The following is a 21674-nucleotide window of genomic DNA, read 5'->3' on the forward strand; positions in this document are numbered from 1 at the left end:
GTCCGGCGGCCTCAGGCCACCGCATCCATCCGCTCAATAATCAGGGCGATCCCCTGGCCAACGCCGATGCACATGGTGCAGAGCGCGTAACGGGCTTTCTGTCCAGCCGCGTGGCGGCGCTCAAGTTCATTCAGGGCCGTGGTCACGAGCCGGGCCCCGCTCATACCCAGAGGGTGGCCCAGGGCGATGGCGCCACCGTTCGGGTTTACGTGTTCGGCGTCATCGGCAAGTCCGAGGTCGCGGGTAACGGCAAGGGCCTGGGCAGCGAAGGCTTCGTTCAGTTCAATCACGTCCATATCGGCCAGTTCGAGGCCCGCGGTTGCCAGCACCTTGCGGGTGGCCGGGGCGGGGCCGAAGCCCATGATCCGTGGCTCAACGCCGGCGGTTGCCATGGCGACGATCCGGGCGCGGGGTTTGAGGTTGTATTGCTTGAGCGCATCGGCCCCGGCCAGAAGAACGGCGCAGGCGCCATCGTTGACGCCGGACGCGTTGCCCGCGGTCACGGTGCCGTTTTCACGGAAAGGCGTAGGCAGCGAGGCCAGCTTTTCAAGGCTGGTTTCCCGGGGATGCTCATCGGTATCCACCACCAGCGGATCCTGCTTGCGGCGCGGAATGGTTACCGGCGTGATTTCAGCGCCCAGTCGGCCTTCTTTCTGGGCTGCTGCCGTGCGCTGCTGGCTGCGCAGGGCGAAGGCATCCTGATCTTCCCGGGAAATACCGAAATCGGCGGCGACGTTCTCCGCCGTTTCCGGCATGGAGTCGATTCCGTACTGCTTCTTCAGCACCGGGTTTACAAAGCGCCAGCCGATCGTGGTGTCAAAGATCTCCGCCTTGCGGCTGAACGCAGAGTCGGCCTTGCCCATCACGAACGGAGCCCGTGACATGGACTCCACGCCGCCGGCAATCATCAACCGGGTTTCACCGGTGCGAATAGCCCGAGCAGCGCTGCCGATGGCATCCATGCCGGAGCCGCACAGACGGTTGATGGTGCTGCCCGGCACGTCCACCGGCAGACCTGCCAGCAGCAGAGACATGCGGGCAACGTCACGATTGTCTTCGCCGGCCTGGTTGGCACAGCCATAGAGAACGTCGTCGATTTTTGACCAGTCCAGATCCGGATGGCGTTCGGTCAGCGCCTTGATAGGGATAGCGCCCAGGTCATCTGCGCGCACGGCGGAGAGCACACCGCCGTAACGACCGATGGGGGTGCGGATGGCATCGACGATGTAGGCGTCTTTCAGGGGATGGTCGGTGCTCATGCAGTTTCCTCCGAGTTGCGTACGGTGCCACGAACCTCGTAGGAACGGCCCCGGAACAGGGCGACCTTGCGGCCGTCCTGATTGGTTAATGTGATGTCGTAAACACCGGTGCGCCCGCCACGGGCCTGTTCTTCGGCGGTGGCGGTCAGCCGGTCGCCCTCTTTGGCGCCGTACATGTAGTCGATGCTGCAACCGGAGGCGACGGTGGCCCGGTCGTAGCTGTTGCAGGCAAAGGCAAACGCGGAATCGGCCAGGGTGAACAGGTAACCGCCATGGCAGGAGCCGTGGCCCTGGATCATGTCGCTGGTGACGGTCATGGTGAGTACCGCTTTGCCGGGCGCGACAGATTCAATGGTCATGCCCAGGTTCTGGCTGGCACGGTCCCGCGCAAACATGGCCTTGGCGCATTCCTCGGCGAGTGTCTGTGGATCCATCTCGCTCATGAATAAAACCCCTTCTGTGCATATGCGTTCTTCCGGAGCAGCAGGGCAGGGCGATAGCGATCTTCTGCGTAGCTGTTCTGGATGTTGGTGAGCACGTTGAACACATGGCCCGCTCCCAGTCGGTCGCTCCAGCTCAGCGGGCCATCGGGATAGTTCAGTCCGGCTTTCATGGCCAGATCAATGTCCGCAACCGTGGCTACACCATGGAGGGCAGCATCGGCGGCTTCGTTTGCGAGGGTGGCAACCGTGCGCATAATCACCAGTCCGGGACGGTCAGCCACCAGGCTCACGGCAACGCCTGCTCTTTGCAGTAAAGCACAGGCGCAGGAAACCGCTGTGTCGGAGGCCTGGTCTGCCGGTGCTAACGCAAGCCGGGATGCCTTGCTGTAGTCGAAGGCCAGATCAAACAGCACCATGTTGGAAACGCCTTCGGTGGCTGCCCGCTCGGTGGCCATGCGCCCATCAGTCAGCGCCAGCACGACATCTCCGAAGCGAAGCTGGCCGGGGCCGTCGCGCTCAATGATTGTCACGCCTGCAGCTCTCAGTCGCTGGACGAGAGGGGCCGCCACGCCGGGATCACCCTCAACGACAAGCACGGTTTCGTCAGACTGGTGCTCCGGTTCCGTCTGTGGCTCGGGTTTTTCTGCGTCTTCGCCATAGGCGTAGAAACCCTGGCCGTTTTTGCGTCCGAGGCGCCCGGCTTCAACCAGCTCTTTCTGAATCAGCGACGGCAGGAAGCGCGGGTCCTGATAGTAGGAATTGAACACGGAGTTGGTCACGGCGTAGTTGACGTCGTGGCCAATCAGGTCGGTCAGCTCGAATGCGCCCATGCGGAACTGGCCGGCCTCGCGAATGATGGCGTCCAGCGTTGCCGCATCGGTGGCCTGTTCCTGCAGCAGGCGCAGGCTTTCCGCGTAAAACGGGCGGGCGACCCGGTTGACGATAAAGCCCGGGGTCGAGGTGGCGTAGACCGGCTTCTTGCCCCACGCGGTTGCCGTGGCGTGAACTGTCCCGGCTACGGTTTTGCTCGTAGCCAGTCCCATCACGACCTCTACCAGTGCCATCAGGGGCGCAGGATTGAAAAAGTGCATGCCCACCAGGCGCTCGGGCTTATTCATCTCTGCGCCGAGGGCGGTGACGGAGATGGAAGAGGTGTTGGTGGCGAGGATCGTATCCCCGGCACAGAGCTCTTCCAGGTTTGCCAACAGCTGACGTTTGATGTCGAGGTCTTCAATGATCGCCTCGATCACCAGTCCGGCGTCGGCCACGTCATCAAGTCTGGCAACCGGTTGGATCCGGCCAATGGTGGCGTCCAGGTCCTGCTGCTGCATCTTGCCTTTGTCGACGCGGCGCTGAAGCTGCCTGGCGATGCTGTCGCGTCCATTCTGTGCGGCGCCTTCCCTCTGGTCATGCAGGTAAACCCGATGGCCGGCCTGGGCCGCAACCTGGGCAATACCGGAGCCCATGGCGCCTGCGCCTATGACGGCGATGATGGTGTGGGTATCAAGTGCCGGCATGAATTACTTCCCCTTGAAGGCTGGCGTGCGTTTCTCCATGAAGGCGGCGACGCCTTCGCGGTAGTCATCGGTCTGCCCGGCCATTCGCTGGAGGTCTCGCTCCAGATTGATCTGCTCTTCAAAGGTGTTGCTGGCGCTGGCATGGAGCGCGCGTTTGATCAGGGCCAGGCCTTTGGTGGGCTGGGTGGCGAAATGTCGGGCCAGTTTCATGGTTTCTTCCATGAGCTGCTCGTTGTCCACGCAGCGCCAAATCATGCCCCAGTTCTCGGCCTGTTCTGCACTGATCTTCTCTCCCAGCAAGGCCATACCTTTGGCCCGCGCCATGCCGGCCACGCGGGGAAGAATCCAGGTGCCGCCCGAGTCGGGAACCAGGCCCAGCTTGCAGAACGCCTGAACAAAGCTGGCAGAGCGGGCCGCCAGTGTGATGTCGCAGGCAAGCGCAATGTTGGCGCCTGCGCCGGCGGCGACGCCATTGACTGCGCAGAGGACCGGCATCGGTAAATCACGCAGGCTACGCAACATCGGGTTGTAGTAGTTCTCCAGGGAGGCGCCCAGGTCAGGCGCTTCCTGGTCCGGGGATACGCTGCGGTCAGAGAGATCCTGCCCGGCACAAAAGCCCCGGCCAGAACCGGTAATGACCAGTACACGAACAGACTCATCCTTGCGCACGGAGCTGATAGCGTCCCGCATGCGCTCGTGCATTTCGACATTGAAACTGTTCAGGCTGTCGGGGCGGTTCAGGGTAAGCAGAGCCACACCCTGATCGATTTCGAGAAGAATGCTCGGCTGAGTCATGGCGTTATCCTGTAAATGGAATGATGGATGGCTTTCCGACGTGGCTTTGTTTTTATCGGGAGACAGTCTCAGCTACTCGGAATCAGATTTGCCCTGGGGCGATGTTTCCGTGGTGAATAGGCTGATTTTTGAATCAGTATATCTGTAAATTGATACTCGTCAAGGTTTGGGAAGTCCGCCTTTTGTATCACATTGCTCTTTCTGGTTTGAAATCTCTTTAGTGTCTGATAGTTAGGGGTTTTCTTGATTTTTGTCCAGGTTTCACGTGGGTTTTTTCCACGTAGATCGGGATTTAGGTCGCTTTTCTCTGTGAAAACATCCCACAGAAGCGGTAAAGTGATGCCGAAAATGAATCAGAATGAGTCTTCACATTCCGGGCTTGTCAGTGAAGGAGAAAAACATGCCTAGCTACAGCATTGAGGGCGTTCAGCCTGTTGTACATCCGTCTGCATACGTTCACCCGACCGCGATTCTTATCGGGGATGTGTGGATCGGTTCAGGGTGCTACGTCGGCCCGGCCGCCTCTTTGCGCGGAGACTTCGGGCGCATCGTGTTGAAGGAGGGATCCAATATCCAGGACACCTGCGTTGCACACGCCTTCCCGGGCAAGGATGTGGTGGTCGAGAAGGACGGGCACGTGGGCCATGGGGCCATTCTTCACGGCTGTACCGTCGGCGAGGGCGCAATGGTTGGAATGAACGCAGTCATCCTGGACGAGGCTGTTATAGCGCCCCGCTCTATTGTTGGCGCAGGGGCTCTCGTCAAGGCCGGTTTTCAGTGTGATCCGGCATCATTGATTGTAGGTACGCCGGCGAAGGTGGTGAGGATGTTGAGCGATAATGAGGTCGCCTGGAAAGCGAAGGGGACTGAAGAGTATCAGCGGCTGACCCTCCGCTGCTTTGCGAGCCTGAAGGAGTGTCAGCCACTGGAGGAGGCGGATCCTGATCGGACCAGAGTTGATGCCGGCAATTACCAGCCCAAACATCAGAGCTGATTCTGGGATAAACGGATATCACACAGGGTGATTGCGTGTTTCAGGCTGCCAGCTCGGACTTCAGGGCATCGATTATGATGCGGGCAAAGTCGTCGGGAGAGTCTTCCTGGAGGAAATGGCCACCCCGCAACGTAATGTGGGGCTGTCCATGGGCACCGGGTATGCGCCGCTGCATATACCGGTCGCCGCCCCGGGTGATCGGGTCGCCGCTGCTGAAACAGGTTATGAACGGCTTCTTCCATTTTTCCAGAACCCGCCAGGCGGCCTTATTGGCCGCACTTGATGGGTCGTCGGCGGACACTGGAACAAGTTTCGGGAAAGCCCGTGCGCCTGCCTTGTATTCGGCACTGGGGAAGGGTGCCTCATAGGCCGCGATTTCGGCCTTGCTCATGGTTCTTTCTGTTCCCAGCTGGACGATTCGGCCCACAGGAAACCACGGGCTGTGGGTGGCAAAGGCTTTCCAGAGTGAGAATACAGCGGGCACCGGCGTATCGCCTGTTGGCAGCATGCCGTTACCAACAATGATCCGGCGGAAAAGCTGTGGGTGCTCCGCTGCCAGGCGCAGGCCCAGCAGGGAACCCCAGTTCTGGCACACCAGGGTAATATTCTTCAGGTCCAGTGCTTTCAGCCATTGGGAAAGCCAGTGTATGTGACGCTCGTAAGTGTAATCGCCCACGTGGGAGGGCTTGTCGGATTTTCCGAAACCCACCAGGTCGGGTGCCAGTACTCGATGTCCGGCGTCGGCTACCAATGGGATCATGTGCCGGTAAAGGTACGACCACGACGGTTCACCGTGCAGCATCAGCACCGGTGCTGAATCGTTCGGGCCTTCGTCTACATAGTGCATTCTCAGGCCTGGCTCGACGTCCAGGTAGTGAGCAGAAAAAGGGTAATCCGGAAGCCCTGCGAAGCGGGCTTCATCGGTTCTCAGAATACGCATGCCATCGACTGTCCTGACTGAGTGGTTGCGTGGCTGGGTTGTCTCAGCCTTCATGAATCAGGATAAAGCAGATGGAAATTTTGTGTGTTTGGTTTACGTAACAGTGCGTTGGCTGTTTGAATCAGGACGCCTTGCTGAGCAGGTCTGCTGCCAGCGGTTATTGGTCGGAGTCAGCAATGGGGCGGCGGTTGGAGCGCTTGTCCTCCCAGCTGAGTGACTTCGGATCGTACCAGCCTATGCGGTCGAGTACCTTCTCACGGGTGGCGGGCGACAGGGTCGGCCACAGTTCGTGGAATTCGTCGAGCCCGCGTTCCCGCTGGCGTAGCTGCTTGCCCTGAAGCTGCCGAATGATGCGGGGAAGATGCAGGGCTTCTCCCAGTTGCCCGGGCACAAGCACCTCCTGTCCCATCACCTTGCGACGATGGGTTCTGGCAGCCAGTACCCGGTGAAGGGCAGTGGCTGCGCTCAACGCTGTTTCGACATCAAACTCTTCGTTACCCAATGTCTGACCCGTTTCACGAATGACCAGTAACCGTTCACTATAACCTGAAAGCCGCTAGACTGGCCACGGCGCCGTGGTAGTCTGGTGTCCCGGTTGGCAAACAGATTCAGGATCTCACTCTATGATGTACGGAAAACTGGAGACACGGACTTTTCTGGCCATGCTCGTGGGCGTCTCCCTGGCCTTTGCTCTGCTGATGAAGCCGTTTTTTGGCCCGATCTTCTGGGCCATCGCCATTGCGCTGATCTTTCACCCGATACGTGAACGACTGGCAAAGCGGCTGGGTGATCGTCCCAATGTGATTGCCTTGCTGACACTTATACTCTGCATGATTATCGTGGTTATTCCGGTGCTGGGACTGGTGACATCCCTGGTCGCCGAGGGGCTTTCTGTCTATCAGAAAATACAGGACGGGGAGCTCCGCCCTGGCGAATACATAGACCGGGTGAACCAGTCGTTTCCTGCTATTGAGGCTTTCCTTGCCCAGTTCGGAGTGGATTTCGCCGAGGTAAGGGACCGGGCGTCCAATGCGTTTGTCGGAGGTAGCCAGTTTCTGGCGAAACAGGCTCTTGGGGTCGGCCAGAACACCTTTCAGTTCTTTCTGGGGCTGTCGTTAATGGTGTATCTGGCTTTCTTCCTGATCAGGGACGGCAGCAAGCTGGTGGACCTGCTGATCCAGGCGCTGCCACTGGGCGATGAGCGGGAGCGCCTGCTGCTTGCCAAGTTTGCGGAGGTCACCCGGGCAACGGTCAAGGGCAACCTGCTGATTGCCATCATCCAGGGCGCGCTCGGCGGTCTGATTTTCTGGCTGCTGAATATCCAGGGCGCGCTGCTGTGGGGCGTGGTGATGGCGATTGTCTCGCTTATTCCCGCCGTAGGCGCGGCGCTGGTTTGGGTACCGGCGGCCGTCTACCTGGCAGCGACCGGCGAGATTATTTCAGCCGTTATCCTGACCGCCTACGGGACGGTTGTCATCGGGCTTTCCGACAACATTTTGCGCCCGATTCTTGTCGGTCGGGATACAAAACTGCCGGATTATATTGTTCTGCTGTCAACGTTGGGCGGCATTGTGATGTTCGGAGTCAACGGCTTTGTGATGGGGCCGTTAGTGGCGGCCCTGTTCATGGCCTTCTGGGGAATCTTTATTCGCGAGTTCGGGGAGATACCGGGAACAGCTGTGCATAACATGGCCGATACAGCTACAGAAACGCAACAATCTGAAAAACCCCGGCAGGACTAACTATGTTAGGCTTTGGTCTTAGTGTCCACCCTGTAGGGACTGGCAACACAATAAAAAACAACAGGTAACCGGAGTAGATCATGATCAGGAGATCGGCAACACGAAGCCGGCTGGCGGCGGCAGTAATGCTCGGAGCGGTCACGCTCGCAGCAGCCCCGCATGCACTGGCAAACGAGACAGTGGCGCTCAAGAATGCGCTCTACGGTGCTGGCTATGAGATCACTAATGTCAGCCCGCAAATGGACCAGGCAACACGCTCTGCGCTCACAGCGTTCCAGCGGGATCAGGGGTTGAATGCTTCGGGTGAGCTGGATAACGCCACCAAGGAAGCCCTGGGGATGGTGTCCGTGCAGGTTGCGTCATCCGGTTCTAACGGCTCATCGCAGAATGCAACTGCGTCCTCCGGCGCCGCGTCCGAGCCTGAAGAAGCTGAAGATGCTCAGTCCGAAGAGGAAATCGAGGAAGACGATGACGGTGGCTGGTTCTTCTAGTCCCGCGAATAGTACTCTGAACTGAGTCGGACTACCGTAAAGCAACGGGCCCGGTGGTACTCTGTACCCCGGGCCCGTTGCGTTCAGTCCAGTTTTTCCAGGTCTCTGACCGCACCCTTGTCGGCACTGGTTGCCAGCAGGGCATAAGCTTTCAGCGCCGCTGAAACCTTGCGAGGCCTTGCCAGTTCCGGTTTCCAGCCCTTCTGGTTTCTCTCTTCGCGGCGGCGATCCAGCTCGTTCTGGTCTATCTCCACGTTGATGGAACGGTTGGGGATGTCGATGCGGATCAGGTCGCCATTTTCGATCAGGCCAATGGCGCCGCCTGCGGCAGCTTCCGGAGAGGCATGGCCGATGGACAGGCCGGAGGTGCCGCCGGAAAAACGACCGTCGGTCAGCAGTGCGCACTCCTTGCCCAGCCCCTTGGATTTCAGGTAGCTGGTGGGGTAGAGCATTTCCTGCATGCCGGGACCGCCCTTCGGGCCCTCATAGCGAATGATGACCACCTCACCGGGCTTCACCTCGTCGTTGAGGATGCCGGTTACAGCGGTATCCTGGCTTTCGAACACCCGTGCCCTGCCTTCAAAAACATAGATGCTTTCGTCCACACCAGCGGTTTTGACCACGCAGCCGTCCAGGGCGATGTTGCCAAAGAGTACCGCCAGGCCGCCCTCTGAAGAATAGGCGTGTTCGACGGAACGGATGCAGCCGGTTTCCCGGTCGCCGTCCAGCGAAGGCCAACGGGTGCTCTGGCTGAAGGCTGTCTGGGTAGGAATGCCGGCAGGGCCTGCCCTGTAAAACTCCACCACTTCCGGCGTCGGCTCCTGCATGATGTCCCAGGTTTTCAGGGCTTCGCGCATGGTTTTACTGTGCACTGTGGGCAGGTCCGTGTTGATCAGTCCACCCCGTTCCAGTTCGCCGAGGATGCCCATGATGCCACCGGCCCGGTGTACGTCTTCCATGTGGTATTTCGGGGAGTTGGGTGCAACCTTGCAAAGCTGCGGAACCCTGCGGGAAAGCTGATCTATCTCGTTAAGGGTGAATGGAACGCCGCCTTCCTGCGCTGCTGCCAGCAGATGCAGAATGGTGTTGGTCGAGCCACCCATGGCGACGTCCATGACCATGGCATTCTCGAACGCCTCTATGGAGGCGATGCTTAACGGCAGCACGCTGGCATCGTCGTCTTCGTAATAGCGCCGGGCATTCTCTACAATCTGTCGACCGGCTTTCAGAAACAACTGCTCGCGGTCGGAATGGGTGGCAAGCAGTGAGCCGTTGCCCGGCAATGCAAGACCGATGGCTTCGGTCAGGCAGTTCATGGAGTTCGCAGTAAACATGCCGGAACAGGACCCACAGGTGGGGCAGGCACTGCGCTCGTACTCGGCAACTGTTTCGTCGTCCGCGTTCGGGTCGGCAGCAATGACCATGGCATCCACCAGATCCAGCTTGTGTTCGGACAGCTTGGTCTTGCCTGCCTCCATGGGACCGCCGGAGACGAAAATGGTGGGAATGTTCAGGCGCATGGCAGCCATCAGCATGCCCGGGGTGATCTTGTCGCAGTTGGAAATGCACACCAGTGCGTCGGCGCAGTGAGCATTCACCATGTACTCCACGGAATCGGCAATGATTTCCCGGGAAGGCAGGGAATACAGCATGCCGTCGTGGCCCATGGCAATACCATCGTCCACGGCGATGGTGTTGAACTCCTTGGCAACGCCGCCGGCCTGCTCGATTTCGCGGCACACCAGCTGGCCCAGGTCCTTGAGGTGCACATGGCCGGGAACGAACTGGGTAAAGGAGTTGGCAACGGCAATAATCGGTTTGCCGAAGTCTTCATTCTTCATGCCGGTGGCGCGCCAAAGAGCACGTGCGCCTGCCATATTGCGGCCGGCGGTGGATGTCCGCGAACGATACTGGGGCATGGTTTTCTGGTCTCTCTTTTAGCATCTTGGTCAAAAGTCGAAGGCAAAAGGATACCAGATTACCCCTTGATCGCATGGTTGTTTTGACAATCCGTGCTTACAATGTGTAACAGAGTTAATGAACTATTGATCAAGGAGTAGTCCTATGGCTGGGCGGGAAAGCCTGCCGCTGCGTCGTCTCAAACAGTTTCAGCCGTTGAACCGGTTGACCGACGACCAGTTGGTGTTACTTGCAAGCCGGGCAGAGCGGAGAACCCATGGCCCGGGGCAGCGAGTGGTGGAGCGGGGAGTGCGTGATGGGCTGGATTTCTTTCTGGTAGCAGGCAGCGTGGAGCTGGAATCCGTTGATGGCCGCAAGTCCACCATAGACGCGGAAAGTGACAAGGCAGTCAATCCCATTGCCAGGTTGCAGCCACGGATGTATGACGTAACTGCAACCAAAGCCAGTGAGTTTCTGGTGATTCCGCAGGATATCCTGAACCAGCTGCTGCGCTCGGCCCCGGTGCCGCAGGTGGAGATGGACTCGGGTGATGGCTTCGGAGACGACGGCAACGAGGAGCATCACCTGCTGATGGAATTTTATGCCGAGCTGCGCTCCAACCAGCTCAGCCTGCCCAGCGTTCCGGATGTGGCCTGGAAGGTGCGGCGGACCGTGGATCGTGAGGACTCCACCGCTGATCAGGTGGCCAGCGCGATTGGCGCGGACCCGTCGATGGCGGCCAAGCTGGTTCGCGCCTGCAACAGCCCGTTGTACCGGGGTTTCAGCGATGTCCGCAACGTCCGTGAAGCCGTTGTCAGGCTGGGGATGCGCACGACCCGGCAGCTGGTAACCGTGTTTGCCATGCGGGAAGTGTTCAAAACCAGGCAGGCATCGCTGCAGAAAGAGATGGACAAGCTCTGGCGCCACTCCCGCGAAGTTGCGGCGCTATGTTGGGTGCTTGCCGACAGCGCCACGTCCATAAACCCGGAAGAGGCCCTGCTTGCCGGTTTGCTGCACGATATCGGCGTGGTGCCGGTGCTGGTCCAGGCTGAGCATCACGTTAACCTTTTTGCAGATCAGGCCAATCTCGAACATGCCATTGGCGAGCTTCGGGGAGATGTAGGCACTGCGATTCTGGAAAGCTGGTCTTTCCCCGCGAACTTTCTCGAGGCCACCCGCCATGCCGAGGACTGGGCCCATGAAAGCCGCGAATCGGCCCCCCAGTTAGTGGATATTGTGATTGTGGCCCAGTTGCATGCCATGATCGGTTCCAGCCAGAATGGAAACCTGCCTCCGTTCGACGAAGTGCCTGCCTACCGAAGGCTGGGCGAGCTGGAGCTGAATGCCTCCCGAAGCCTGCAACTGCTGACGGAAGCCCGTGCAAGGGTGGATGAACTCCATCGCCTGCTTTCAATACACTGAGGATATGACAAGGTGGTCAGTCTTCCGGAGCTCTTGACTGGTGGCAATACCAACAATGAATGTACCTCTTTTTCCGTTGAACTCTGTTGTACTGCCCGGGGGAAGGATTCCCCTCCAACTGTTCGAGCCACGATATATCGACATGTTGACCCGTTGTCTCAAGGAAGACCGGGGCTTCGTCGTCGTGTTGTTGAGGGAAGGGTTGGAAACCGGTACCGCAGCGGCTTTTTATGACATTGGCACTTACGTGCGCATCATTGATTTCCAGCAGATGGATAATGGCCTGCTGGGCATTACGGTTGAAGGTCAGGACAAGGTGACAGTGGTGCGTTCCTGGCAGCAGCCGGACGGCCTGAACGTGGGCGATGTGGAGTGCCTGCTGGCGGAAGAAGAGTGGCCTGTTCCAGAGCGGTTTACCGAGCTGCCGTCGGTCCTGAAAGCGCTGTTTCGCCATCCGGTCATCCGTGAGCTGGGCATGGACGTCGACTATGACGATGCCCGTGATGTTGGCTGGCGGCTGACAGAGCTGCTTCCTCTGGACAAACAGGAAAAGCAGCGCCTGGTAGAGCTACAGGATCCGTTGGAACGTCTGGAGCGGCTGCTGGGGTTGCTGGAAGCACTGGAACAGAAATGACAGCTGCCTAGCCTGTCACTGGCCCGTAGAGAAGGATCGCTTCCGCCCATTTATCAGTGATGTACCAGACGATGTAGAGCATCCAGGCAACACCTGCTGCCAGTAGCGAACTGTCTGTTGTCAGCGGGATATTATCATAACGACTGTAACTGGCCCTGGTCAGCCCCGAAATGGACAGCCCCAGAAGAATTCCCCCGACGACATCTGTAATCCAGTGAACCCCCAGGTAAAGACGGCTCAGCGCAACCAGAACGATGGGAATACTGAACATCAGGTAATAACGCCAACGCCAACGGTGCCGGCTTTCCCGAGCAACGAAACTGGCGGCCAGTGACGAAAACACGGTAATGCCGGTGGTATGCCCACTGGGAAAGGCGCCGGAGGCAGGCGGGCCAAGCACAAGGTCCGGCCGCGGGATCCCCGACAGGTATTTGAGTGCCCACACCAGCACGGTGGCCAGCAAGGCTGCACCGACAATATGCAAAGCTGCCGCGTAGAAACCACGCACGCCCAGCGCGAGCGCGGCCAATGCCGCCGCAGCCAACAGTATGGGTGGATCTGCCAACAGCGTGATCAGGACCATCACCGGATCCAGTAACGGATTTCTGAGTTGTTCTAACCAATCCAGCGTCAGGGCGTTGTAAGGCTCGAACAACTGCGTTGCGGTTGCCAGTTGCCCCAGGATCATGAACAGTGCCCCGGCACCCAGGGCCAGGGACAGAGAGGGAAGTGGAAACTCGCCGGCCTGGGCCGGCCGCTTGCTTGTGTATAGCCGCCAGAAGCGATAAGTGCTGTGGTAGCGGGCCATCAGGCCGGCAATCCAGTGGTAAAGCCGGCTGCTATGGCCAAGCCCGAGCTGGAAGCGGAAAAGCAGCAGGTAGATCACCAACAGAATTCCGGCACTGACCCCGATAACCGGATAAAAATGGGCAGGTGGTTTGAAATCACTGGCCAGGGCGCTGCCGACCAGGTAGCCAGGCAGAACATAGGTGGGCGCCCAGGCAATGGCCGAGGACAGGTTAAACGCCAGAAATCGTCGCCAGGGCATTAGAAAGGCGCCGGCAATCAGGGGAATGATCGGGCGAATCGGGCCAACGAACCGCCCGATAATCACGCTCTTGCCCCCGTGAAGATGGAAGAATGCCTCACCTTTGGCGACAAAGCCGGGAAAGTGATTCAGCGGCCAGAGCTTCTCCAGTCGGCCCTGGAACAGTCTGCCGAGGGCAAAGCTGATACTGTCACCTGCAATGGCTCCGGTCCCTGCCCAGAACAGCACCTCCAGAATCGGTATGGAAACCTGGCCCGCAAGTGCCGCCACTGCAAAGATGATGGCCACGCCAGGAATAAGGATGCCGGCCAGAGCCAGGGATTCCAGAAAGGCAGTCGCGAAAAGGGCGACCGAAAGCCATCCAGGGTTGGCGCTCAGCCAGGCAGTCAATGCCTGTAACCACTCCGAACTCATGGCTGACGAACTTCTCCCTGGCTATACCAGACCGAATCGGCTCCCCTTTTTCTGGCTTCTTCCATTGCCTGCCGCACGCGTTTTCGCAGGTCGGCCGTGCGGGTGTCAGAGCTGGCGCGGGTAGTACAACCGAGGCTGACAGTGACCTTGCCCGCCAAGGGCCAGGTCTGCTCTGCAATGGTTCGGCGGATGCGTTCAGCGATGACTCTGACACCTTCCTCCGGAGTGAACGGCAGGATCAGGAAGAACTCGCCGTCCTCAAGCGTGTAGAGGGTGTCGCCGGCACGAATAACACCGAACAAATGTTGTGTGAGATCCCGCAGCAGCCGTTGCATGCCGGCTTTGCCGTGGAGATCCTCGGCTTCATCCGCATAGTCGATAGTGAGTGATATGACGGACAAGGAGTGGGACATCTCGATCGCGCGGCTGATTTCTTTCTGCAGGGTTTCATCCAGGAAGCGTGCGTTATGGGCACCTGTCACCGGGTCGGTGATCGCCAGGTCTTCCGCGGACTGCGCCATGTGGTCATAGTGCCAGATATACAGTGCTGCCACCGCCATCAGTGCAAACACTCCCGAGCTGATAGTGACAGTGGCGGTGACCGTTTGCGTGAGCAGCAGGAACAGCACGAGTGCGGCCAGCAACAGCAGCGAGAGAATCATTCCCTGGCGTAAGGGCAGGATCAACAGGTTCAGCAGTACCAGGGGCATAACCCAGTGACTGATTCCGGGCGGATCCAGTACGTAGATTGCAGCGACCAGGCCGCTGTTGAGTGCAGTCAGGATGATCAGGTGCCCGGGTGCTGACAACTGGTGGCGGCGACAGATGAACGTATAGCCGGCGCCAGCAATGGTCAGAAGTGCCATGCCGGACGCCAGGAAAAACAGTTCGTAGAAGCCATAACGAAGATTCTGGAAGGCCAGGCTGGCAATGAACAGGCTGGCAAACAGGTAACCGGCCAGGTGAGTGAAGCTTCTGAGGCGTGTCTCGGTCATGATGACGGCCCTCCGGTAACTTCGGTGCTTGCCGGTGGTGCCGTGTGGGACCAGGTGCTGTAGGACTGGGCCCGGTTACCGCCCTGTTGTTGAGCCCGCCTGAGGGCATTGGCGGCAGACTGCTGCAGGCTGTCGGCATCATCACCTATGTTCAGCCCCGCAATACCGGCGCTGACGGTAAGGTCCAGCTGGTGGGAAGCAAGCAAAGTACTCAGGCCCCTGCGGATGGTCTCAGCCAGTGCGGCTGCATCTGTGGTCGCAATGCCGGGCAGGATGATCAGGAATTGCAGATCCGCGACGCGGTAGTAGGTGTCGAAATCCCGCAGTTGTGAGTGCAGGTAGCGGCCAATTCGTGGCAGTATGGAGCGGATGTCGGCGTCAGGATTGTTGTCGCTCAGGTGAGTGTCCAGGCCGATCATGATCACCGACATGTCGGTGCCTTCCCGCTCGCTGCGCTGGATCTCCTTGTGCAGGTCGGCAGAAAGGTATTCCCGGCTGGCCGCCTGAGTCAGTTCGTCGGTGCGCCGCAGGGGTGCCAGTTGCCGGGATTTGTACTCCCGGAGAAATACCAGTAAGCCAGACAGCATGATGGTCAGCAGCAGAGCGCTGATCATCTGATGGCGTTCCGGGATTCCACCGGACCAATGGGTGGCAAACATCGCCATAATGGCGACCAGCACGGTAATGCAGGCGCCCCAGAAAACCGGCAGCAAGGCAAATCCGATCAGTGGTGCCACATAAAGCCAGTGGGTCAGGTTCCAGGGCCCGGTCCAAAGGCTGGTAACCAGAAGCAGTAGCAGGGCCCCGAACAGCAAGCGGTGAATGGCCGGCCAGGGCTGCCGGAATCGTCCGGGGTGAAACGCGCTGCTGGTGAAGACCAGGCCGGCGCCGATAATCGCCGTAACAGCGTTAAGTGGCTCCCGCTGGATCACAGCGAATACAGCGATAGCGAGCAGGATCAGGAATCCTGTTCTCGATAGTCGGCTTAGCAGGAATTTTTCGGCCATCTGGGCCATGTTTTCCGTCCTCTCCCGGGCGTCCGTGTTGTCAAAGCATACAGCAGGTACTGTTCAATGACCCGCGTAATAACCTGTGTCAGGGCGGTATAATAATCGCTTGGGATGCGCACTTGAAACGGGAAAGGTAAAGTTAGGCCCTGATTCATACAATCGGTTCAAAAATCTAAAGGTAATCGGATGGATATTGCAGTTTACATGGCTGATGTGGGGCAGCAGGCACGGAAAGCCGCCACCGCAGTAGCCCGATCCACAACAGCGGTTCGCAATCAGGCGTTGCTGGCAACGGCGGAAGCACTGGATGCCTCGAGGAATGAACTGGCTGCGGCAAATGCCAGGGATCTGGAGCATGGCCGTAGTAGCGGTCTTGATGACGCCATGCTGGACCGGCTGGAACTGACACCGGCACGCATTGATGCAATGATCGAGGGGCTTCGCCAGGTAGCCTCCCTGCCGGATCCGATCGGTGAGATTACCGACATGACCTACCGTCCGTCCGGCATACAGGTAGGGCGCATGCGGGTGCCGCTTGGGGTGATCGGCATTATTTACGAGTCGCGGCCCAACGTGACCGTAGAGGCAGCCAGCTTGTGCCTCAAATCCGGTAATGCCACCATTCTTAGGGGTGGCTCCGAGGCGATTCATTCCAATCAGGCTATCGCAGAGTGCCTCGCCAGGGGATTGTCAGACGCAGGGCTTCCGGGGAATGCCGTTCAGGTCATCAAAACTACCGATCGGGCGGCCGTGGGCGAGCTGATTACCATGCCCCGGTTTGTCGACGTGATTGTTCCCCGGGGTGGCAAAGGCCTGATCGAGCGAATCAGCCGTGATGCCCGTGTTCCGGTGATCAAACATCTGGACGGCATCTGCCATGTGTATATCGACAGCCACGCAGACCCGGAGAAGGCTCTGGCGGTCGCTCTCAATTCCAAGACCCAGCGTTACGGTACCTGCAATACCATGGAAACCCTGCTGGTGGATCAGGAAATTGCCAGCGACATCCTGCCGTTGCTGGCGGAGGCGTTTCGCGAGAAGGGCGTCGAGCTCCGGGGCTGTGAGCAGACCGTGCAAATTCTGCCGGATGTGGCTGCTGCCACAGAAGAAGACTGGGCAACCGAATATCTGGCCCCGATTCTCGCGGTTAAGGTTGTTGACGGACTGGATGGCGCCATTGCCCATATCAATTGCTACAGCTCGCAACACACCGACAGTATCATCACCGAGAATTTCACCCGGGCACGGCGATTCCTGACGGAAGTGGATTCCGCTTCGGTCATGGTGAATGCCTCTACCCGGTTCGCTGACGGTTTTGAATACGGCCTGGGTGCGGAAATCGGCATCTCGACGGACAAGATCCACGCCCGGGGCCCTGTCGGCCTTGAAGGCCTGACATCACAGAAATACGTGGTGTTCGGCGATGGCCACATCCGGACCTGATTCTGCATGCATGTCATCTACGGCGGTACCTTCGACCCCATCCATCACGGCCACCTGCGCCTGGCAGTCGAGCTTCGGGAGCGGCTGGGCGTGCCCGAGGTGTCGCTGATGCCTTGTCACGTGCCTCCTCACCGGGAGGCTCCCGGCGCAACCAGCGAGCAACGGGTGGCGCTACTGGAACTGGCCATTGCCGATGAGCCCGGGCTGACGCTGGATCAACGGGAGCTGGGGCGCGGTGGCGCCTCCTATACGGCAGAAACTCTGCGCCAGGTCCGTGCGGAGCTGGGTCCGGAGCAGCCGCTGACGATGGTTCTGGGCACTGACTCCTTTGCCGGTTTTGACCGCTGGCAGGAATGGCAGCGCATTCCTGAGCTGGCGCACATTGTGGTGGTGCAACGACCGGGGCCCGGCCTGGAGCCGGGCAGCGCTCCGGCACGCTTGCTTGAGGAGCGCTCCGTCAGCGGGGTGGAGGCGCTCTACGGCGCCCCCTGTGGCCATATCCTGGAACTGGATCCGCCCTTGCTGGACATCTCGGCAACGGGCATTCGCGACCGGATTCTCTCGGGGCGCTCGCCCCGGTATCTCCTGCCTGACAGCGTATGGTGGGAAATTCGTCGCCAGGGACTCTACGGCGCGTGACCTGACGGGAACTTTTAGTGCTACAATCCCGTCTGAATATGACTTTTCGGGTGGCCGCCTTCGCCGCTGCCCGCCAACAGGGTGATTATGCAGGCTGAGCAACTGAAAGAACTGGTCGTGGGTGCGCTTGAGGACGTCAAGGCGCAGGACGTGAGCATTATTGATGTCAGGGGAAGAACCAGTGTCACGGATTACATGGTGCTGGCTTCCGGAACCTCTAACCGGCATGTGAAATCCCTGGCGGATTCGGTGTTGTCGGAAGCGAGGGATCAGGGAGTCAAAGCCAGTAATGTGGAAGGTGCTAACGCCAGCGACTGGATTCTGGTTGACCTTGGTGATGTGGTGGTTCACGTCATGATGCCGGCAACCCGTGAATTTTATGATCTTGAGCGCCTTTGGCGTGATGCTCCGGATCTGGGTGCTGCAGGTAGCGAATAGTCATGCGGTTACGTCTGGTCTGTGTAGGGCAGAAAATGCCCGAGTGGGTCAGCCAGGGCTTTAACGAGTATGCCCGCCGGATGCCGCCGGAACTGCCCGTTGAGCTGGTGGAGATACCGATGGCTCATCGTGGCAAAAATCCGGATATCCCGCGGTTGATGCAGAAAGAGGCGGATTCGATCCTGTCTGCTGTGGGCCCCCGCGACCACGTTGTTGCGCTGGAAGTGGGTGGTCGCAACTGGTCCACTGAAAAACTCGCCAGCCAGCTTGGAAACTGGCAGCAGGATGGCAAGGACGTCAGCTTCCTTGTCGGTGGCCCCGATGGTCTTGCCGACGCCTGCCGGGCCAGAGCTGATCAGTTATGGTCACTGTCATCTCTGACCTTGCCACATCCGCTGGTGCGCATCCTGCTAGCCGAGCAGCTCTACCGGGCCTGGTCCGTCACCCGTAATCACCCATACCACCGGGCCTAGGAAACTGATATGCCCTGGGGCGAATTCAAAGACACTGCAGCCGAACGGCGCCTTTTCCAGCGGCGCACCGTGGTGATGTTGTTACTGGTGTTCGTATTGCTGAGCCTGCTCATTGCCAGGATGTATCAGCTGCAGGTTGTTGAACACGACATTTACACCACCCTCTCCGACAAAAACCGTGTCCAGGTGCAATCCGTAGCTCCGCCCAGGGGGCTGGTTTACGACCGTAACGATGTGCTGCTGGCCGAAAATCGCCCGGTATTCAGCGTCACGCTGGTGCCCGAGCGCGTCGGCGACATGGAACAGACCCTCGCCAAACTTCAGGGCATGCTCAGCATTTCCGAGGAGGATATGGAGCGGTTCCACCGGCGGCTCCTTGAGCCCCGTCGTCCGTTCCAGGAGCTCCCCCTGCGTTACGATCTCAACGAGCAGGAAATTGCGCGCCTGGCGGTCCACCGCCATGAATTGCCCGGTGTTGAGGTGTCCGCCGAGCTGGTGCGTTACTACCCCCACAGTGAGCTGACCGCCCATGCCCTCGGCTATGTGGGCCGGATCAACCGGCAGGAGCTGCAGCGTATTGATCCGGTTAACTATGCGGGTACCAACTATATTGGCAAGTCCGGTGTGGAGCGATTCTACGAACAGCTCCTGCACGGACGTGTCGGCTACCAGCATGTGGAGACCAACGCGCGGGGCCGGACTTTGCGCGTGCTTGAGCGGGAGAATCCCGTACCCGGCGAGGACATCCGGCTGCACATGGATTTACGGCTCCAGCAGCTGGCACATGAACTGCTGGATGGCCGGCGTGGCGCCATTATCGCGATTGAACCCTCCACCGGGGGAATTCTGGCCCTTGCGAGTGTTCCCGGTTTCGACGCCAACCTGTTTGTAACCGGCATTGGTGTTGAGGCGTATCGTGAGCTCAGCAAGAGTGTCGATAAACCACTCTTCAACCGGGCCCTGCGTGGCCAATACCCTCCGGGCTCGACACTCAAGCCCATGCTCGCTGTTGCGGCTCTCGACAGCGGTGCTGTAACCCGGGACAAGACCATATGGGACCCCGGATACTTCCGGCTGACTCCTGGCGGGCGTCCCTGGCGAGACTGGAAGCGGGGTGGTCACGGCTGGGTTGATCTCACGGCGGCGGTGGCTGAATCCTGCGACATCTATTTTTACGAAGCAGCCGTGGCCATGGGCGTTGACACCATGCATCAGTACCTCTCGGAGTTCGGGTTCGGCGAAGATGCGACCCTGGATGTTGCCGGGGCCTTGAGTGGGCTGTTGCCATCCAGGGACTGGAAGCGAGCCGTTCACAGTGAGCCCTGGTATCCGGGTGACTCGGTAAACCTCGGCATCGGGCAGGGGTACATGTTGGCAACACCATTACAACTGGCAACCGCGACCTCGGTACTCGCCAACCGTGGGAATTGGTCCGAGCCGAGATTGCTGAAAGATATCAAGGGCGACCGATCGATCGATGATGTGCTGCCTACCGGCAATCACCAGTCCATCGAGCTTGAGAACTCTGAGGATTGGGAGTATGTCGTGGAAGCCATGGCGGAAGTGATGCACGGCAGTAAGGGAACCGCTCGCGGTGCGGCGAAGGGTGCGCCGTATCGCATGGCTGGCAAAACCGGCACTGCCCAGGTATTCAGTCTTGCTGAGGACGAAGAGTACGACGAGGAGGAGATTCGGGAGCGTCTGCGGGATCATGCCCTGTTCGTGGGTTTTGCGCCAGTGGATGACCCGCAGATTGCAGTTTCCGTGATCGTGGAAAATGGCGGCAGTGGCAGCGGTACTGCGGCACCCGTGGCGCGGGCAATGTTTGACGCCTGGCTGCTGGGCTTCCCCGAAGAAGGAGAGGCGCTGGTTGTGGGTTCATCAGAGGGGGCTTCCCACTGATGGCGGCCGGAAGCATGTTCAATGAGTCGTTGCGCCATCCACTCTCTGGCCCACGGGGCATCTGGTCTTTTTTGCACATAGATCCGGTGCTGATGTTGCTTTTGCTGGCGCTTATCGCCGGCGGGCTGGTGGTGCTCTACAGCGGGGCCGACCAGAATATGGCGGTGGTCAAGGCCCAGGGTGTTCGTATGGGCGTGGCGCTGGTGGTGATGCTGGTCTTTGCCCAGCTTGACCCTTCTGTCTTCAGGCGCTGGGCGCCCTGGCTGTTTGCCGCGGGAATTGCCGGCCTGGCTGCGGTGTTGCTGGTGGGGGTGGGCGCCAAGGGAGCGCAACGTTGGTTGGCGATACCGGGGTTACCCCGCTTCCAGCCCTCTGAGTTGATGAAACTGGTGGTGCCGATGATGGCGGCCTGGTATCTGTCGCGCCACTACCTGCCACCGCGCCTTCGCCACGTGGCTGTAGCGCTTTTGATCGCCTTGGTGCCCATGGCGATGATCATCCTGCAGCCGGACCTTGGTACCTCCCTGCTGGTCGGGGCTGCAGGCATCTTTGTGGTTTTCTTTGCGGGGATCAGCTGGCGATTGATCGGGGCCTTTTTTGCCATGGTTTCTGTGGCCGCGCCATTGATGTGGTTCTTCGTGATGCGGGATTATCAGAAACAGCGTGTGTTGACCCTGCTTGATCCTCAGAGCGACCCCCTTGGTGCCGGCTGGAATATCATTCAGTCGAAAACCGCGATCGGGTCCGGTGGCATGGACGGCAAGGGCTGGCTTCAGGGAACCCAGTCCCATCTGGAGTTTCTGCCGGAAAGCCATACGGATTTCATCGTTGCGGTTCTGGCGGAGGAGTTCGGTTTCGTCGGTATGCTGACGCTGCTGGTGCTCTACATGCTGATAATCCTGCGCTGTCTGTATATTGCCGCCACGGCTCAGGACTCTTTCAGCCGCCTGCTCGCCGGAGCGCTGACCATGACCTTTTTCATCTACGTGTTTGTCAATGTCGGGATGGTCAGCGGGCTGCTTCCGGTGGTTGGGGTTCCGTTGCCGCTTGTCAGCTATGGCGGAACCTCCAGTGTTACGCTTATGGCGGCCTTTGGAGTGCTTATGTCCATCCAGACCCACAGGCGTATGATCAGTGCCTGATGGTCCCGTACCAGCATGGACGCCGGGTAATGGT

Annotated in this window: 21 protein-coding genes; 11 read left to right on the top strand and 10 right to left on the bottom strand. The window is 59.3% G+C overall.

All coding sequences use genetic code 11. The features are described 5' to 3' along the window. Window positions 1-11 precede the first annotated feature (11 nt). From pcaF to paaG, 4 genes are read right to left on the bottom strand one after another with little or no spacing between them, the layout of a single operon-like run. Window positions 12-1259: a 3-oxoadipyl-CoA thiolase gene (pcaF, locus tag FDP08_RS16635; RefSeq protein ID WP_170979082.1), complete on the bottom strand. Its 1248-nt coding sequence runs from the start codon at window positions 1257-1259 to the stop codon at window positions 12-14. Beyond that, window positions 1256-1702 carry a hydroxyphenylacetyl-CoA thioesterase PaaI gene (gene paaI, locus FDP08_RS16640; protein WP_137437427.1) on the bottom strand — a complete coding sequence of 149 codons (447 nt, stop codon included), beginning with the start codon at window positions 1700-1702 and terminating at the stop codon, window positions 1256-1258. The genes pcaF and paaI overlap by 4 nt, the downstream gene beginning before the upstream one ends. Next, window positions 1699-3219, bottom strand: coding sequence for a 3-hydroxyacyl-CoA dehydrogenase PaaH (paaH, locus tag FDP08_RS16645; protein ID WP_137437428.1), 1521 nt, complete (start codon window positions 3217-3219; stop codon window positions 1699-1701). The genes paaI and paaH overlap by 4 nt, the downstream gene beginning before the upstream one ends. Before the next feature lie 3 nt (window positions 3220-3222). Beyond that, window positions 3223-4014 (bottom strand): 2-(1,2-epoxy-1,2-dihydrophenyl)acetyl-CoA isomerase PaaG, encoded by a 792-nt coding sequence (gene paaG, locus FDP08_RS16650; RefSeq protein WP_137437429.1) that lies wholly within the window; start codon window positions 4012-4014, stop codon window positions 3223-3225. 400 nt (window positions 4015-4414) lie between these two features. Between paaG and FDP08_RS16655 the strand changes: the two genes are divergently transcribed. Then, a complete protein-coding gene (locus FDP08_RS16655) occupies window positions 4415-5008 on the top strand; it encodes a transferase hexapeptide repeat family protein (RefSeq protein ID WP_137437430.1) in 594 nt (197 codons plus the stop codon). Between the two features lie 40 nt (window positions 5009-5048). Here FDP08_RS16655 and FDP08_RS16660 read toward each other — a convergent pair whose 3' ends face one another. Continuing rightward, a complete protein-coding gene (locus tag FDP08_RS16660) occupies window positions 5049-5948 on the bottom strand; it encodes a haloalkane dehalogenase (RefSeq protein ID WP_137437431.1) in 900 nt (299 codons plus the stop codon). A gap of 157 nt (window positions 5949-6105) precedes the next feature. Continuing rightward, entirely contained in the window at window positions 6106-6450 is a 345-nt protein-coding gene (locus tag FDP08_RS16665) for a hypothetical protein (RefSeq protein WP_137437432.1), read from the bottom strand. A gap of 124 nt (window positions 6451-6574) precedes the next feature. On the opposite strand from FDP08_RS16665, the gene FDP08_RS16670 reads away from it, so the two are divergent. Both FDP08_RS16670 and FDP08_RS16675 read left to right on the top strand, forming a co-directional pair. Further along, on the top strand, window positions 6575-7690 hold the full coding sequence (locus FDP08_RS16670; RefSeq protein WP_137437894.1) for an AI-2E family transporter: 1116 nt from the start codon (window positions 6575-6577) through the stop codon (window positions 7688-7690). 80 nt (window positions 7691-7770) lie between these two features. Further along, the gene (locus FDP08_RS16675; protein WP_170979083.1) at window positions 7771-8181 is read left to right on the top strand and encodes a peptidoglycan-binding domain-containing protein; all 411 of its coding nucleotides are present in this window, start codon (window positions 7771-7773) and stop codon (window positions 8179-8181) included. A gap of 83 nt (window positions 8182-8264) precedes the next feature. Here FDP08_RS16675 and ilvD read toward each other — a convergent pair whose 3' ends face one another. After that, a complete protein-coding gene (gene ilvD / locus FDP08_RS16680) occupies window positions 8265-10100 on the bottom strand; it encodes a dihydroxy-acid dehydratase (RefSeq protein WP_137437433.1) in 1836 nt (611 codons plus the stop codon). A 145-nt stretch (window positions 10101-10245) separates the two neighbouring features. On the opposite strand from ilvD, the gene FDP08_RS16685 reads away from it, so the two are divergent. Together FDP08_RS16685 and FDP08_RS16690 are read left to right on the top strand one after the other, a co-directional pair. Then, entirely contained in the window at window positions 10246-11502 is a 1257-nt protein-coding gene (locus tag FDP08_RS16685) for an HDOD domain-containing protein (protein WP_137437434.1), read from the top strand. 55 nt (window positions 11503-11557) lie between these two features. Further along, complete coding sequence (locus FDP08_RS16690) at window positions 11558-12136, top strand: LON peptidase substrate-binding domain-containing protein (RefSeq protein WP_137437896.1); 579 nt, start codon at window positions 11558-11560, stop codon at window positions 12134-12136. Between the two features lie 7 nt (window positions 12137-12143). Here the strand turns inward: FDP08_RS16690 and FDP08_RS16695 are convergent, their stop codons facing one another. Genes FDP08_RS16695 through FDP08_RS16705 form a run of 3 tightly spaced genes read right to left on the bottom strand, consistent with a single transcriptional unit; the run spans window position 12144 to window position 15609 of the window. Then, on the bottom strand, window positions 12144-13598 hold the full coding sequence (locus tag FDP08_RS16695; protein ID WP_137437435.1) for a bifunctional DedA family/phosphatase PAP2 family protein: 1455 nt from the start codon (window positions 13596-13598) through the stop codon (window positions 12144-12146). Further along, complete coding sequence (locus tag FDP08_RS16700) at window positions 13595-14593, bottom strand: GGDEF domain-containing protein (protein ID WP_137437436.1); 999 nt, start codon at window positions 14591-14593, stop codon at window positions 13595-13597. The genes FDP08_RS16695 and FDP08_RS16700 overlap by 4 nt, the downstream gene beginning before the upstream one ends. After that, the gene (locus tag FDP08_RS16705) at window positions 14590-15609 is read right to left on the bottom strand and encodes a GGDEF domain-containing protein (protein WP_137437437.1); all 1020 of its coding nucleotides are present in this window, start codon (window positions 15607-15609) and stop codon (window positions 14590-14592) included. Before FDP08_RS16705 ends, FDP08_RS16700 begins: the two co-directional genes overlap by 4 nt. 180 nt (window positions 15610-15789) lie before the next feature. Here FDP08_RS16705 and FDP08_RS16710 point away from each other — a divergent pair, with 180 nt between their 5' ends. The 6 genes from FDP08_RS16710 to rodA all read left to right on the top strand — a co-directional run bounded on the left by FDP08_RS16710 (window position 15790) and on the right by rodA (window position 21640). Further along, complete coding sequence (locus tag FDP08_RS16710; RefSeq protein WP_137437438.1) at window positions 15790-17046, top strand: glutamate-5-semialdehyde dehydrogenase; 1257 nt, start codon at window positions 15790-15792, stop codon at window positions 17044-17046. 6 nt (window positions 17047-17052) lie between these two features. Then, entirely contained in the window at window positions 17053-17685 is a 633-nt protein-coding gene (gene nadD, locus FDP08_RS16715; protein ID WP_137437439.1) for a nicotinate-nucleotide adenylyltransferase, read from the top strand. Window positions 17686-17772: 87 nt separating this feature from the next. Then, window positions 17773-18123, top strand: a complete 351-nt coding sequence (gene rsfS, locus FDP08_RS16720; RefSeq protein ID WP_137437440.1) for a ribosome silencing factor — start codon at window positions 17773-17775, stop codon at window positions 18121-18123. Window positions 18124-18125: 2 nt separating this feature from the next. After that, a complete protein-coding gene (gene rlmH / locus FDP08_RS16725; protein ID WP_137437441.1) occupies window positions 18126-18596 on the top strand; it encodes a 23S rRNA (pseudouridine(1915)-N(3))-methyltransferase RlmH in 471 nt (156 codons plus the stop codon). Window positions 18597-18605: 9 nt separating this feature from the next. Continuing rightward, complete coding sequence (gene mrdA / locus FDP08_RS16730; RefSeq protein ID WP_137437442.1) at window positions 18606-20498, top strand: penicillin-binding protein 2; 1893 nt, start codon at window positions 18606-18608, stop codon at window positions 20496-20498. Beyond that, window positions 20498-21640 carry a rod shape-determining protein RodA gene (gene rodA / locus FDP08_RS16735; RefSeq protein WP_137437443.1) on the top strand — a complete coding sequence of 381 codons (1143 nt, stop codon included), beginning with the start codon at window positions 20498-20500 and terminating at the stop codon, window positions 21638-21640. The genes mrdA and rodA overlap by 1 nt, the downstream gene beginning before the upstream one ends. Window positions 21641-21674 lie beyond the last annotated feature (34 nt).

The sequence above is a fragment of the Marinobacter panjinensis genome, assembly GCF_005298175.1.
In the GTDB taxonomy this organism is placed as follows: Bacteria; Pseudomonadota; Gammaproteobacteria; order Pseudomonadales; family Oleiphilaceae; genus Marinobacter; species Marinobacter panjinensis.